Genomic DNA, 14,110 nt, shown 5'->3' with positions numbered 1-14,110 from the left:
GATGTATACAAAGATATTAGGAACTGGAAGTTATCTTCCAAAACAGATAAGAACTAATGCAGATCTTGAAAAAATGGTCGATACTAGTGATGAATGGATCACAACACGTACTGGTATCAAAGAAAGACGGATTGCAGAGCTAAATGAAACTGTAACGAGTATGGCTTATGAAGCTGCTATAAATGCAATTGAAATGGCCAATATCGCTAAAGAAGAAATTGGTATGATTATTGTTGCAACGGCAACTTCGGCCAATGCATTTCCAAGTTCAGCAACAGAATTACAAGCGAAATTAGGTATTAGTGATGTTGTTGCATTCGATGTATCTGCCGCTTGCTCTGGATTTGTTTATGCGCTTGATATTGCCGATAAATATATTAAAAGTGGTACAATTAAGAATGCCTTAGTTATTGGTTCAGACATGTTAACTCGTGGTGTTGATCCAAATGACCGAGGGACTATTATCATTTTTGGTGATGGTGCAGGAGCGGTTGTTGTTGGTGCATCAGAAGAGCCGGGTATTATTGCTTCACATCTTCATGCTGATGGTCGTTATGGTGACTTATTAAAATATCCATATGTTGATCGCCGTGATATAAATGATCCAGTTTACATGACCATGCATGGCAATGAAGTGTTTAAAGTGGCGGTTAAAGAGCTTTCAAATTTGGTTGATGAACTTTTAACTGAGAATGCGTTTAACAAAGCTGATTTAGATTGGTTAGTACCACATCAAGCTAATTTAAGAATTATTTCAGCAACTGCAAAACGCCTAGATATGGATATGAGTAAGGTCATTGTCACATTGGATAAGCAGGGTAACACCTCTGCTGCTTCTGTGCCTTGTGCTTTAGATGCTGGCGTGCGAGATGGTCGAATTCAACGGGGTCACCTAATTTTATTAGAAGCCTTTGGCGGTGGATTTGTTTGGGGTTCTGCGCTAGTTAGATTTTAGTTTACGATGTATTTTTAATGATCAAGGATTTAAATAATGACCAAATTTGCAATGGTATTTCCAGGACAAGGCTCACAAGCTGTCGGCATGTTAAAAGATTTTGCTGATGATTTCTCGATTGTGAAATCCACATTTGATGAAGCTTCTGAAATGCTTGCTTATGATTTGTGGGATTTAGTACAAAAAGGTCCAACAGAAGAGTTAAATAAAACTTGGCAAACACAACCTGCTCTACTTGCTTCATCTGTTGCAATATTTAGAGTGTGGCAAAGTGTTAATGGTGCTCAACCTGATTTTATGGCAGGTCATAGTTTGGGTGAATATTCGGCATTAGTTTGCGCTGGTGTGATTGATTTCAAAGATGCAATTAAATTGGTTGAATTACGTGGAAAGCTGATGCAAGAAGCAGTACCAAGTGGCACGGGGGCAATGTATGCCATTATTGGATTGGATAACGCATCCATTAGCAAAGCATGTGAACAAGCAGCACAAGATCAAATAGTTGCTCCTGTAAATTTTAATTCTCCGGGGCAAGTTGTTATTGCAGGTAATAAAGAAGCCGTTGAACGTGCTGGCGCATTATGTAAAGAAGCTGGTGCAAAACGTGCATTACCACTTGCTGTCAGTGTGCCATCACACTGCGCATTGATGAAACCAGCTGCTGATAAATTAGCAACGACGTTAAACGAGATAGCATTTAGCACGCCAAAGTTTGCGGTTATTAATAATGTCGATGTTAAAGTTGAAACATCAGCAGAAAAAATCAAAACGGCATTGATTTCTCAGCTTTATAGCCCTGTACGTTGGACAGAAACTGTTGAATATATAGCAAAACAAGATGTAACACTTTTAGTTGAAATGGGGCCAGGTAAAGTGTTAACTGGCTTAACTAAACGTATTGTAGATACACTTTCTGGTTTGGCAGTTAATGATAAAGCATCATTAGAAATGGCATTAGAAAACACAAAGTAAAGGATAAAAGAGGTAGTTATGAATCTATCAGGAAAAATTGCTTTAGTTACCGGTGCAAGTCGAGGAATTGGTAAAGCAATAGCAGAAAAATTAGTTGCATGTGGTGCAACGGTTATAGGTACAGCCACAACAGAAAAAGGTGCTGAAGCGATTGGCCAATACTTAGGAAAAAATGGAAAAGGCCTTACTTTAAATGTAACAGATGAAACATCAATTGAATCTGTGATTAGTGCAATAAAAGCTGAATTTGGTGATATTGACATTCTAGTCAATAACGCAGGTATTACGCGTGATAATTTATTAATGCGAATGAAAGAAGATGAATGGCAAGATATTTTAGATACTAATTTAACATCCGTTTTTCGTTTATCTAAAGCATTAATGCGTGCAATGATGAAAAAACGCCATGGCAGAATTGTTACTATTGGCTCAGTAGTTGGTACAATGGGGAATGCCGGCCAAGCTAACTATGCGGCTGCGAAAGCAGGATTAATTGGTTTTAGTAAATCATTAGCTCGCGAAGTGGCATCTCGTGGTATTACGGTTAATGTTGTTGCACCTGGTTTTATTGCAACTGATATGACTGATGCATTGACTGAGGAACAAAAAGCGTTAACATTAGCGCAAGTTCCTGCAGGGCGTTTAGGTGAGCCAACAGAAATCGCTAATGCGGTTGCCTTTTTGGTTTCAGATGAAGCATCTTACATTACTGGTGAAACTTTACATGTCAATGGTGGCATGTATATGGTGTAATTGGCTAGAATAGTGTAAAATGAGCCAACACTTTGATGTTTTGAATAAGAAATAAGCAATTGGGTTGAAAAATGATTGGCATCTTTTTCAACATTTTATAAACTTACATTCACCGCCACTTTCGGCGATTTTTATAGGAAAAAAAAGAGTATGAGCACTATTGAAGAGCGAGTTAAGAAAATTATTGTTGAGCAACTTGGTGTAAAAGAGGAAGAAGTTAAAAACGAATCTTCTTTCATTGAAGATCTTGGCGCTGACTCTCTTGATACGGTTGAATTAGTTATGGCTTTAGAAGAAGAATTTGATACTGAAATTCCTGATGAAGAAGCTGAAAAAATTACAACTGTTCAATCAGCAATCGATTATATTACTGCAAATCAATAAGGTTAGCAGAGTTTTCATAATAGGCGGTCAAATGATCGCCTAGTTTGTATTTGTGTTTATAATTTTTAAACTAAAGAAAACTTGATATAAATCCTTAGAAAACTCGAAATAAAATTTTCAATGATTCAAATTTCATTTCAATCCTTTCCTGGAGGACAATGTGTCTAAACGCAGAGTTGTTGTTACTGGAATGGGCATGATATCTCCTGTAGGTAATACAGTTGAATCCACTTGGCAAGCTTTATTAGCTGGACAAAGTGGCGTTGAACTCATAGAGCACTTTGATACTGCCCCTTTCGCAACGCGCTTCGCAGCGATGGTTAAAAACTTTAATGGCGAAGATTATAATATTTCACGCAAAGATGCGCGTAAAATGGATTATTTTATCCAATATGGTATCGCTGCGGGTATGCAAGCAATGCAAGATGCTGGCATTGAGATCACGGAAGAAAACGCAAAACGTATTGGCTGTGCTATAGGTTCAGGTATTGGTGGACTTGGATTGATTGAAGAGAACCACAGTGCATTAGTCAATGGTGGACCGCGTAAAATCAGTCCTTTTTTTGTACCATCAACAATTGTTAATATGATTGCTGGTCATTTATCCATTATTTATGGATTAAAAGGGCCAAGTATTACTATAGCAACAGCATGTTCTTCTGGTGTGCACAATATTGGTCATGCTGCACGTATGATTGCTTATGGTGATGCAGATGCGATGTTAGCTGGTGGGGGAGAAAAAGCTAGTACTCCACTTGGTATTGGTGGTTTTGGTGCTGCTCGTGCATTATCGACCAATAATGATGATCCTAAAGGTGCAAGTCGTCCATGGGATAAAGATCGTGATGGTTTTGTGCTTGGTGATGGTGCTGGTATTATGTTCTTAGAAGAATATGAACACGCCAAAAAGCGAGGAGCTAAAATCTATGCTGAACTGGTTGGATTTGGTATGAGTGGTGATGCTTATCATATGACTTCACCTCCAGCTGATGGCAGTGGTGCGGCTTTAGCAATGCAATGTGCACTGCGTGATGCAGGCATTAACCATGAGCAGGTTGGCTATATCAATGCTCATGGTACATCGACACCTGCTGGCGATAAAGCTGAAACTGAAGCCGTAAAAAGTATTTTTAAAGAAAATGCCAACAAAGTTATGGTTAGTTCAACTAAATCAATGATAGGTCATTTATTGGGTGCTGCTGGAGCGGTTGAATCTATTTTCACTGTACTTGCACTGCGTGATCAAGCTGTGCCACCAACAATTAACCTTGATAATCCTGATGAGGGTTGTGATCTTGATTATGTTCCGCATACAGCACGTCAAGTTAAGAATTTAGAATACGCACTTTGTAATTCTTTTGGTTTTGGTGGAACCAATGGTTCAGTATTATTTAAGAAAATCTAATTTCTTGCTATCCGCCGATAATATCTATTGGCGGAATATCTTTAATAAATGATTTTTCACTTATAAATCTTATCATGAAAAGAACCTTTATCTTTTCTCAGTTTGAACTAACAATTAAAGAGAATAAGAATATCCCACTTGCTTGTGTTATAATTTCACAATCACTTTATAGCTTCACTTCTGGTAATTATGGCGGAACCTAAATTTATTCATCTTCATTTGCATAGTGATTTCTCGATGGTTGATGGAATTGCGAAAGTTGGCACATTAGTAAATGAAGTGAGCAAGTTACAGATGCCGGCTTTTGCGATCACAGATTTTACTAATCTTTGTGGATTAGTTAAGTTTTATGGTTCAGCAATGTCAAAAGGTATTAAACCGATCATTGGTGCAGATCTTGCTATTAGAAGTTCTCAAATGCCTGATGATATTTATCGTTTAACTCTTTTAGCAGCTAATAATCAAGGATATCAAAATCTTACTTTGTTGATTTCTAAAGCTTATCAGCGAGGATATGTCGGTGATTTGCCAGTTGTTGATAATGACTGGCTAATTGAGCACCGAGCTGGATTAATTGTATTAGCAGGGCGAGAAAGTGATATTGGGATCGGTATTGTTCGTAATAATCAAATAATCGTTGATAATGCTATTAATTTTTATCTTGAAAATTTTGGTAAGCATTTTTATTTTGAATTAGTACGCACTAAACGAACCAATGAAGAGCTATTTATTCATCGAGCTGTGAATTTGGCTGAACAATATTCGTTACCCGTTGTTGCAACTAATGATGTTCGATTTTTGAAATCTTCTGATTTTGATGCTCACGAGATTCGTGTCGCTATTCATGATGGTAATACGCTAGAAGATCCTTCTAGACCTAAAAACTATTCGGCAGAGCAATATCTACGTTCAGAACAGGAAATGTGCGAACTATTTTCTGATATTCCTGAAGCACTGGAAAATAGTGTTGAAATAGCTAAACGCTGTAATGTTTCTATCCGATTAGGCGAATATTTTCTACCTAAATTTCCAACCGGCGATATGTCTACTGAAGACTTTTTAGTGCATAAATCACGTGAAGGGTTAGAAGAAAGGCTAGCGTTTTTATTTCCTGATCCAGCAATTAGAAAGCAAAGACGACCAGAATATGACGAGCGCTTAGAAACCGAATTAACAGTAATTAACCAAATGGGTTTTCCTGGTTACTTTCTGATTGTCATGGAGTTTATACAATGGTCAAAAGATAATGATATTCCAGTAGGGCCAGGGCGAGGTTCTGGTGCTGGCTCGCTAGTTGCGTATGCTTTGAAAATTACCGATTTGGATCCACTTGAGTTTGATTTACTTTTTGAACGTTTTTTAAATCCAGAACGTGTTTCAATGCCAGACTTTGATGTTGATTTCTGTATGGAAAAACGCGATCTGGTTATTGATCATGTCGCTGATATGTATGGACGAGATGCGGTTTCTCAAATTATAACCTTTGGTACCATGGCAGCTAAAGCAGTAATCCGAGATGTTGGAAGAGTGCTTGGGCATCCTTATGGGTTTGTCGATCGTATTTCAAAATTAATACCTTTAGATCCAGGTATGACACTAACCAAAGCTTTTGAAATTGAGCCTCAGTTACAAGAGTTATATGATAATAATGAAGAAGTCAAATCATTAATCGACATCGCACGGCAATTGGAAGGTGTAACTCGAAATGCTGGTAAGCATGCCGGTGGTGTTGTGATCTCACCAACTAAGATTACTGATTTTTCGCCAATTTATTGTGATCCAGAAGGCCATCATCCTGTTACTCAATTTGATAAAAATGATGTGGAATATGCAGGTCTTGTGAAATTTGACTTTCTAGGCTTACGGACATTAACCATTATTGATTGGGCAATCAAAATGATTAATGAACGTCAGCTGCGAGAGGGTAAAGAAAAAGTCGATATTACTCGAATTCCTTTAGATGATGAAAAATCTTTCGAATTATTATTAAAAGCTGAAACTACAGCGGTGTTCCAACTTGAATCCCGTGGCATGAAAGATTTAATAAGACGTTTAAAGCCTGACTGTTTTGAGGATATGATCGCTTTAGTCGCATTATTCCGTCCAGGTCCCCTACAATCAGGTATGGTCGACAATTTTATTGACCGAAAACACGGACGAGAAGAGGTTTCTTACCCTGATATTAAGTACCAACACGACTCATTAAAACCTATTTTAGAACCCACTTATGGTATTATTTTATATCAAGAACAAGTTATGCAAATCGCACAGACTCTTTCAGGTTATACACTGGGAGGTGCTGATTTATTGCGCCGAGCTATGGGTAAGAAAAAACCTGAAGAGATGGCAAAGCAACGTTCTATTTTTAAAGAAGGTGCTGAAAAACAAGGCGTTGATGGTGAGCTGTCGATGCGAATATTTGATTTGGTTGAAAAATTTGCCGGATATGGTTTTAATAAATCTCACTCGGCAGCTTATGCACTTGTTTCTTATCAAACTTTATGGTTAAAAACTCACTATCCTGCCGAATTTATGGCTGCGGTTATGACTGCCGATATGGATAATACTGATAAAATTGTTGGTTTGGTTGATGAATGTTTACGGATGGGGTTAAAAGTCAATCCTCCTGATATCAATAGTGGCCTGTATCACTTTCATGTAAATGATAAAGGTGAGATTGTTTACGGTATTGGAGCTATAAAAGGTGTCGGTGAAGGGCCTATTGAGGCAATTGTTGAAGCACGTAACAGTGGGGGATATTTCAAAAATATTTTCGAACTTTGTGCTCGAACTGATATGAAGAAGATCAATCGTCGAGTACTTGAAAAACTCACTATGGCAGGAGCTTTTGATAAATTAGGACCGCATCGAGCGGCTATATTGCATAGCATTAATGATGCAATGCAAGCGGCAGATCAATATGCTAAAGCGCAAGATATTGGTCAAGAAGATATGTTTGGTGTTTTGGCGGAAGAGCCTGAACAAGTTGAGCATGCTTATGCTGCAGTTCCCGAATTACCCGATCAAGTTTTGCTTGATGGCGAACGTGAAGCGTTAGGACTTTATTTAACGGGGCATCCAGTAACACAATATTTAAAAGAATTAAACCGTTATACCGGAGGACTGAGAATTAGTGAAGCTTCTCCAACGGGTTGGGGTAAGATGGTTACTTTTGCTGGTATTGTTACTGATGCTCGGGTTCGCATTACTAAAAAAGGTAAAAAAATCGGTTTGTTCACCTTGGACGATCGTTCTGGGCGTATTGACGGTATGCTTTTTGCGGAGTCTTTAGATAATTTCGGGCATTTACTTGTAAAAGATAAGATCTTAATTGTTACCGGTCAAGTTAGTAATGATGATTTTAATGGTGGTTTTAAAATATCAGTGCGCGATATTGTTGATCTAAAAGATGCTCGAGCTAAATATGTAAAAGGATTGTCGATTACTTTAACTGAAAGCGAAACAAATCAAGCAATATTGCAGCGTTTACAACAATTGTTTGAACCTTATCGGCATGGCAGTGTGCCAGTTAACTTATATTATCATCGAGATGATTTAGTTGTTAGGATTCAATTTGGCACGACATGGAGGATCATTCCTGAAGATGCTTTGATAGTTGAGTTAAAGACATTACTTGGTATTGACCGTATTGAATTTGATTTTGAATAATTTAAATAAACTTATGAATAGCAGTTTGATTATTAACATTGGTGAATAAAAAAACTGCTTCTATTAAGTTTATGTAGCTAAATTTTGGAAAAGTTGAAGCCTATTAATATAAATATAGGTGACTTCAATGAGTATTACATAGTAGAATTGGTTTAATTTTATCTTCAGAATTAGTCAGTATACTATTGAATAGTGTATTTTTTAAAGTACCGAATGAATTAAGAGGCAATTACAAACGTTATGAACAATTTTTTGGAATTTGAAAAGCCGATCGCGGAATTAGAAGCAAAAATTAATTCCTTAAAGAATATTGATTCACAACAAGTTGAATTAGATATTAATTTAGATAAAGAGATTAAGCAATTACATAAAAAAAGCCGTGAATTAACAAAAAAAATATTTGCTAATTTAACCCCTTGGGAAATTGCACAACTAGCTAGACATCCAAATCGTCCTTATACATTGGATTATATAAAAGAAATTTTTACTGATTTTGATGAATTAGCCGGTGATAGGGCTTATGCTGATGATAAAGCAATTGTTGGTGGCATTGCACGTATCGATGGACGGACAGTGGTAGTTATTGGTCATCAAAAAGGTCGTGAAACTAAACAGAAGATTTATCGAAACTTTGGTATGCCAGCCCCAGAGGGGTATCGTAAAGCTTTACGGTTAATGCAATTAGCCGAACGTTTTAAATTACCAATTATCACTTTTATTGATACTCCTGGGGCGTATCCTGGTATTGGTGCTGAAGAACGGGGTCAAGCAGAAGCTATTGCACGTAATTTAAGAGAAATGTCACGCCTTAAAGTGCCCACCATTTGTACAGTCATTGGTGAAGGTGGATCTGGGGGAGCACTAGCGATTGGTGTAGCAGATAAAGTAAACATGCTTCAATATAGTACTTATTCTGTGATCTCACCAGAAGGCTGTGCTTCTATTTTGTGGAAAAGTGCTGATAAAGCTCCTGTTGCTGCTGAAGCCATGAATATGACAGCAGATAATTTATTAAAGTTAAATTTGATTGATTCAATCGTGCCTGAGCCACTTGGTGGGGCTCACCGAGATTATACCGCTATATCTGTTTCACTCAAAACCCAGCTACTTAGTGATCTTGATGAACTTGAAAGTATGGATTTATCTGTATTACTAGAAAGAAGATTTCAACGTTTGATGAACTATGGTTATGTAAGATAATTTAAATCAGGGACAGTATAATGAAAAAATCGACAGGATTACTTCGTATCTTTAATGCGACGAAATACTCTTTAAAAGGTTTAAAATCAGCCATTAAACATGAGGCTGCATTTCGTCAAGAGTTAATTGTATTGGGTTTGGCTTATGTCATTGTAATGCTGGTTGATTTTTCTATTTATGAACGCATCTTATTACTTGGTTCGATCGGTGTTGTGATGATCACCGAGTTAATTAATAGTGCAATTGAGTGTGTTGTTGATCGTATCGGCCATGAAAGACATGAGCTATCTGGCCGAGCGAAGGATTATGGTTCAGCAGCTGTATTTTTATCGTTATTATTGACTGTGATCTTATGGATTTATTTATTTTCTTGTCACTTTTTTCCGTGATTTTTTATTGAAACATATACTTTCCTGAAAGTTTTTGACAATAGATAACTAATAAAACTATTCAGAAACGAGTTCTTTAATAATAAAACTTCCAGTCTTTTCACTATCTAACGTTGTTTTTAGCCATGGCATAACTATACTCATTTGTTCATGTAATTTCCATGGTGGGTTAATTACTATCATCCCTGATGCGGTCATGCCTTTTTGGTTATTGTCTGGTTTTATTGCTAGCTCAAACTGTGAAATTCGTTTAATACCTAAATTCACAATGCCATCAATCATTTTTTGCGTTTGACTACGAGATACTACAGGATACCAAATTAAATAGATACCAGTAGCAAAACGCTTATAGGCTTCAAACAGTGCTGTAGGTATTCTTTGATAATCGTCTTTTATTTCATAGGAAGGATCGATCAATATTATCCCACGGCGTGAATTTGGTGGTAACTTCGATTTTAATTGAGAAAAGCCATCTTCACGTAATACTCTTGTTCGTTTATCTTTATTAAATTCTTGTTTTAATAAAGGATAATCGGTTGGATGTAATTCGGTGAGATTGAGCTTGTCTTGCTCACGTAATAATTGCTTAGCAATTAATGGTGAGCCAGGATAATATTTTAATTCATCAAAAGGATTATATCGTCTTAGTACCGATATATAGGTATTGAGCAATTGAGGGATATTTGATTGTTGCCAAATCAAATTAATTCCTAATAAATATTCACCTGTTTTTGCAGCATGTTCACTCTTTAATAGGTATCGGCCAGCGCCTGAATGTGTATCTAAATATAAAAAAGGTTTTTCTTTTTCTTTTAATGATTCAATACAGAATGTTAAAACAATATGTTTTAATACATCCGCATGATTACCAGCATGATAACTATGACGATAGCTTAACATTATAAATTCTCCTTCTTTTGTTCATTTTTTTGCATATAAAAGGTCGTTAAAGCTAAACAAAGAAGGCAGGGAATTTCCATTAATTCTTCTATTAAATCTTTTCGATCCCTTGTTATAACTAATAATTCATGGCCAATGCGGCGGTGTTCTGCAATATCAGCTATACCCAAGAATAAAAAAGCTAAAAATATATGCCAAACTGGAATTTTTTCGAATTTGTAGCGACGAACAATTTCTCGGCGAATTGTAGGTAAAAATATACTGAGTATTGGAAGTGCTATTAAAAAACTAGCAATAATTTTATAGTAAAAACGCGGTACTTCAGGAAAAAAGTCTCGCCCCCAACTAATTCCCCGACCAAAAAGCATCAACCACCAAAATATTGTCCAAATCCAAAATTTATATCGCTCTGAATGTTCAGCTATTTTTTTTGCATAACAATAGGTATAGCAGCACATAAATAATAAAAAGAGTGATTGAACATGTTCAATAAGAGTAACGGTAAGTCCATTATATAAAGGTATAAAGAAATTACCTATAATATAAAGAATAATACCAAGAATAACAATCGATAAGGAACTTTTGTAAAAATGGAAATCTAATTTACACATATAATATTTTAATATTAATTAGCACGTTTAAGTTTGAGTATAGTACCGCATTTACGACATAAATAACTAGCTTTATTATTTTGAATTTTATTGTGTCTTATAGATGTTAGGTGATGTTGTTGACACTTGCAGTTGTATAAATAAGTATTGCGTTGAACTGTAAAATGATGAGTTGTAGTTGGGATTTTGCCTAATATTTTGGACATAATATATTGCCATTGTTTACCGTGTGGCTTTACTTTTCCAAATTCCTTAAAAACAATTAGATGTGCCAATTCATGAGGTACAACTTCCTCAATAAAATGTGTACCATTTTCTAACAACATTATTGAATTAAGTTGAATTTCCCAACGTATTAAAAAGGCACTACCTGCAATGCTACCTTTGGGCTTATAGACAATTTTAGGTTCTTTATATTGAGTATGTAGAAGTTGATTGGCTTGTATTAAGTGAGTTCTTAAACAAGCCATTACCTGATTATGTAAATAAATTGGGATGCGTTTATAATCCTGCTGCATCTCGAAGTAGTGCTGCTTTATCGGTTTTTTCCCAAGGGAAGATATCTCGCCCAAAATGACCATAACTTGCAGTTTGTTGGTAAATTGGCTGAATGAGGTCAAGCATCTGAATCAATCCATAAGGTCTTAAGTCAAAAAATTCTTTGATAAGTGAAACAATTTTATGGTGCTCGATTTTTTCAGTGCCAAAAGTATTAATATAAATTGATGTAGGATTGGCAATACCAATTGCATAAGATATCTGTAATTCACATCTGTCAGCAAGTCCAGCCGCAACAATATTTTTGGCAACATAGCGTGCAGCATAAGCTGCTGAACGGTCAACTTTTGACGGATCTTTTCCTGAAAAAGCACCACCGCCATGATGTGCGGCTCCGCCATAAGTATCTACAATAATTTTGCGGCCAGTTAACCCACAATCTCCCATTGGACCGCCAATAACGAAGCGTCCAGTTGGATTAATAAAGTATTTTGTCCTTGAAGTTAACCATTCGGTTGGTAATGTAGGTTTAATGATTTCTTCCATAACAGCTTCATGTAATGCTTTTTGTTCAATGGCTTCTGAATGCTGTGTAGATAAAACGATAGTATCAACCCCTTTTATTTGACCGTCTTGGTAAATTAATGTGACTTGGCTTTTTGCATCGGGCCTTAACCAAGGAAGTGTGCCATTTTTTCTGACTTCCGCTTGGCGGCGCATTAAATCATGAGCATAACTTATGGCTGCAGGCATAAAATTTGGCATTTCATTGGTCGCATAACCAAACATAATGCCTTGGTCGCCCGCCCCTTGTTCTAGTGGATCTTTTCTATCGACACCTTGATTGATGTCAGGAGATTGTTTGCCAATAGCATTCAGCACCGCACATGAATTTGCATCAAATCCCATTTCAGAACTGGTATAACCAATATCATTAATGGTTTTTCGAGTTAATTCCTCAATATCTACCCAAGCTGAAGTCGTGATTTCACCACCAACTAAAGCCATACCCGTTTTTACATATGTTTCACAAGCAACACGCGCTTTTGGGTCTTGCTTTAATATTGCATCAAGTACGGCATCAGATATTTGATCGGCAATTTTATCTGGATGACCTTCTGAAACAGATTCTGAAGTAAATAAAAATTCTGACATGGATACTTTCCTTAAATTAATTTTGCATAATGATTGAAATATAAAATTCAACTTTAATGTATTTATTTTAGCAGTTTTACCATCTAGACGTCTAGCTTATAATTTATCGAAAAAAATGCAGCATTGTGGTTTAGCTAAAATTACTTGCTTTAATTTTTAATCAATTTACGATATTGCGCGTTTCTAATTTATTATTTAATAACCTATAGCTAAAAATGAGCATCACAAAACAATTTCCTTCAGTTTTAGTATTTGATTCAGGTATTGGTGGTTTATCTGTTTATAATGAAATCTATAATAAAATACCTAATGTACATTATATTTATGCATTCGATAATGAAATGTTTCCTTATGGAGATAAATCGTCAGAATTGTTAATTAATAGAGTAAATTCGGTCATTGAAGCTGTTACTCAATTTTACTCAATTGATTTAGCGGTCATTGCCTGTAATACTGCTAGCACTATCTGTTTGCCTAGTTTGCGCTCTAAATTTTCGTTTCCTATCATTGGTGTTGTACCTGCGATTAAACCAGCTAGTTTGCTTACTAAAAATAAATGTATAGGGTTATTAGCAACCAAAGCTACAATTAAAAGAACGTATATAATAGATTTAATCCGGCAATTTGCAACGCATTGTACTGTTCAGTTGTTAGGCCTCTCAGAATTAGCACTTATAGCCGAAAATAAATTACAAGGTGGTACTGTAGATATGCAACAACTGAAAGAATTAATGCAACCTTGGCTTGAATTACAAACAATCCCCGATACAATAGTGCTTGGTTGTACGCATTATCCTTTTATTAAAAAAGAATTACAGATGATTTTTCCTCAAGCTACCTTTATAGATTCAGGCAATGCGATTGCAACAAGAGTTTATAATTTGTTAAATGATAAATACGTTCTGAATCAAAAACCTTTATCTGCATCTGAAAATATTGTACTGAGTACCAACTATAATCAGTCTGTAGAAAAATTGATTAAAAAATTATCTGATTATAATCTTAATAAATATCATACTATTAAAGTTTCTGATGTTTGAATATTGCGCTAACGAATAAATATTTAATCTTTTTTGCTTGCTAAAAAAAAAGAAGCCCCTATAATGCGCATCCACTGACACGCAGTCAGCGACAAGCAGGCGGTGAGTGAGTTAAAAATAAGATCGAAAATTTGAAAAAAAGATCTTGACGAATAAAAAAGTGTAGCGTAATATACGCA

At 36.0% G+C, this 14,110-nt stretch carries 13 protein-coding genes; 9 read left to right on the top strand and 4 right to left on the bottom strand.

From position 1 onward, the window contains the following. Position 1 precedes the first annotated feature (1 nt). The 8 genes from GYY69_RS09685 to GYY69_RS09650 all read left to right on the top strand — a co-directional run bounded on the left by GYY69_RS09685 (position 2) and on the right by GYY69_RS09650 (position 9,727). Positions 2-955, top strand: a complete 954-nt coding sequence (locus GYY69_RS09685; RefSeq protein ID WP_174797490.1) for a beta-ketoacyl-ACP synthase III — start codon at positions 2-4, stop codon at positions 953-955. Positions 956-991: 36 nt separating this feature from the next. Further along, on the top strand, positions 992-1,927 hold the full coding sequence (gene fabD, locus GYY69_RS09680) for an ACP S-malonyltransferase (RefSeq protein WP_174797489.1): 936 nt from the start codon (positions 992-994) through the stop codon (positions 1,925-1,927). Positions 1,928-1,945: 18 nt separating this feature from the next. After that, positions 1,946-2,680, top strand: coding sequence for a 3-oxoacyl-ACP reductase FabG (gene fabG, locus GYY69_RS09675; RefSeq protein WP_174797488.1), 735 nt, complete (start codon positions 1,946-1,948; stop codon positions 2,678-2,680). Between the two features lie 150 nt (positions 2,681-2,830). Next, the gene (acpP, locus tag GYY69_RS09670) at positions 2,831-3,064 is read left to right on the top strand and encodes an acyl carrier protein (RefSeq protein ID WP_034910452.1); all 234 of its coding nucleotides are present in this window, start codon (positions 2,831-2,833) and stop codon (positions 3,062-3,064) included. A 160-nt stretch (positions 3,065-3,224) separates the two neighbouring features. Continuing rightward, positions 3,225-4,469, top strand: coding sequence for a beta-ketoacyl-ACP synthase II (gene fabF / locus GYY69_RS09665; RefSeq protein WP_174797487.1), 1,245 nt, complete (start codon positions 3,225-3,227; stop codon positions 4,467-4,469). Positions 4,470-4,658: 189 nt separating this feature from the next. Then, positions 4,659-8,138 carry a DNA polymerase III subunit alpha gene (gene dnaE / locus GYY69_RS09660; RefSeq protein WP_174797486.1) on the top strand — a complete coding sequence of 1,160 codons (3,480 nt, stop codon included), beginning with the start codon at positions 4,659-4,661 and terminating at the stop codon, positions 8,136-8,138. A 240-nt stretch (positions 8,139-8,378) separates the two neighbouring features. Further along, entirely contained in the window at positions 8,379-9,338 is a 960-nt protein-coding gene (gene accA, locus GYY69_RS09655) for an acetyl-CoA carboxylase carboxyl transferase subunit alpha (protein ID WP_174797485.1), read from the top strand. A 20-nt stretch (positions 9,339-9,358) separates the two neighbouring features. Beyond that, a complete protein-coding gene (locus GYY69_RS09650) occupies positions 9,359-9,727 on the top strand; it encodes a diacylglycerol kinase (protein ID WP_194240631.1) in 369 nt (122 codons plus the stop codon). Between the two features lie 57 nt (positions 9,728-9,784). Here GYY69_RS09650 and GYY69_RS09645 read toward each other — a convergent pair whose 3' ends face one another. The 4 genes from GYY69_RS09645 to metK are packed head-to-tail and all read right to left on the bottom strand — an operon-like array spanning position 9,785 to position 12,891. Then, on the bottom strand, positions 9,785-10,627 hold the full coding sequence (locus GYY69_RS09645) for a 23S rRNA (adenine(2030)-N(6))-methyltransferase RlmJ (protein ID WP_174797484.1): 843 nt from the start codon (positions 10,625-10,627) through the stop codon (positions 9,785-9,787). Continuing rightward, positions 10,627-11,238 (bottom strand): hypothetical protein, encoded by a 612-nt coding sequence (locus tag GYY69_RS09640; protein ID WP_174797483.1) that lies wholly within the window; start codon positions 11,236-11,238, stop codon positions 10,627-10,629. Before GYY69_RS09640 ends, GYY69_RS09645 begins: the two co-directional genes overlap by 1 nt. Positions 11,239-11,252: 14 nt before the next feature. Further along, a complete protein-coding gene (locus tag GYY69_RS09635) occupies positions 11,253-11,756 on the bottom strand; it encodes a SprT family zinc-dependent metalloprotease (protein WP_174797482.1) in 504 nt (167 codons plus the stop codon). Then, positions 11,740-12,891, bottom strand: coding sequence for a methionine adenosyltransferase (metK, locus tag GYY69_RS09630; protein ID WP_174797481.1), 1,152 nt, complete (start codon positions 12,889-12,891; stop codon positions 11,740-11,742). Before metK ends, GYY69_RS09635 begins: the two co-directional genes overlap by 17 nt. 215 nt (positions 12,892-13,106) lie before the next feature. On the opposite strand from metK, the gene murI reads away from it, so the two are divergent. Next, positions 13,107-13,931: a glutamate racemase gene (gene murI / locus GYY69_RS09625; protein WP_174797480.1), complete on the top strand. Its 825-nt coding sequence runs from the start codon at positions 13,107-13,109 to the stop codon at positions 13,929-13,931. Positions 13,932-14,110: the final 179 nt, after the last annotated feature.

This window comes from Gilliamella sp. ESL0250 (genome assembly GCF_013345045.1).
GTDB lineage: Bacteria > Pseudomonadota > Gammaproteobacteria > Enterobacterales > Orbaceae > Gilliamella > Gilliamella apicola_H.
The sequence above is the reverse complement of the archived record's forward strand: the minus strand, read 5'-3'. Positions and strand labels throughout refer to the sequence as shown.

Coding starts and splice junctions, on each gene's coding strand:
- GYY69_RS09685 (WP_174797490.1), top strand. CDS start 2: ATGTATACAAAGATATTAGGAACTGGAAGTTATCTTCCAAAACAGATA.
- GYY69_RS09650 (WP_194240631.1), top strand. CDS start 9,359: ATGAAAAAATCGACAGGATTACTTCGTATCTTTAATGCGACGAAATAC.
- murI (WP_174797480.1), top strand. CDS start 13,107: ATGAGCATCACAAAACAATTTCCTTCAGTTTTAGTATTTGATTCAGGT.
- metK (WP_174797481.1), bottom strand. CDS start 12,891: ATGTCAGAATTTTTATTTACTTCAGAATCTGTTTCAGAAGGTCATCCA.
- GYY69_RS09635 (WP_174797482.1), bottom strand. CDS start 11,756: ATGCAGCAGGATTATAAACGCATCCCAATTTATTTACATAATCAGGTA.
- dnaE (WP_174797486.1), top strand. CDS start 4,659: ATGGCGGAACCTAAATTTATTCATCTTCATTTGCATAGTGATTTCTCG.
- accA (WP_174797485.1), top strand. CDS start 8,379: ATGAACAATTTTTTGGAATTTGAAAAGCCGATCGCGGAATTAGAAGCA.
- fabD (WP_174797489.1), top strand. CDS start 992: ATGACCAAATTTGCAATGGTATTTCCAGGACAAGGCTCACAAGCTGTC.
- GYY69_RS09640 (WP_174797483.1), bottom strand. CDS start 11,238: ATGTGTAAATTAGATTTCCATTTTTACAAAAGTTCCTTATCGATTGTT.
- acpP (WP_034910452.1), top strand. CDS start 2,831: ATGAGCACTATTGAAGAGCGAGTTAAGAAAATTATTGTTGAGCAACTT.
- fabG (WP_174797488.1), top strand. CDS start 1,946: ATGAATCTATCAGGAAAAATTGCTTTAGTTACCGGTGCAAGTCGAGGA.
- GYY69_RS09645 (WP_174797484.1), bottom strand. CDS start 10,627: ATGTTAAGCTATCGTCATAGTTATCATGCTGGTAATCATGCGGATGTA.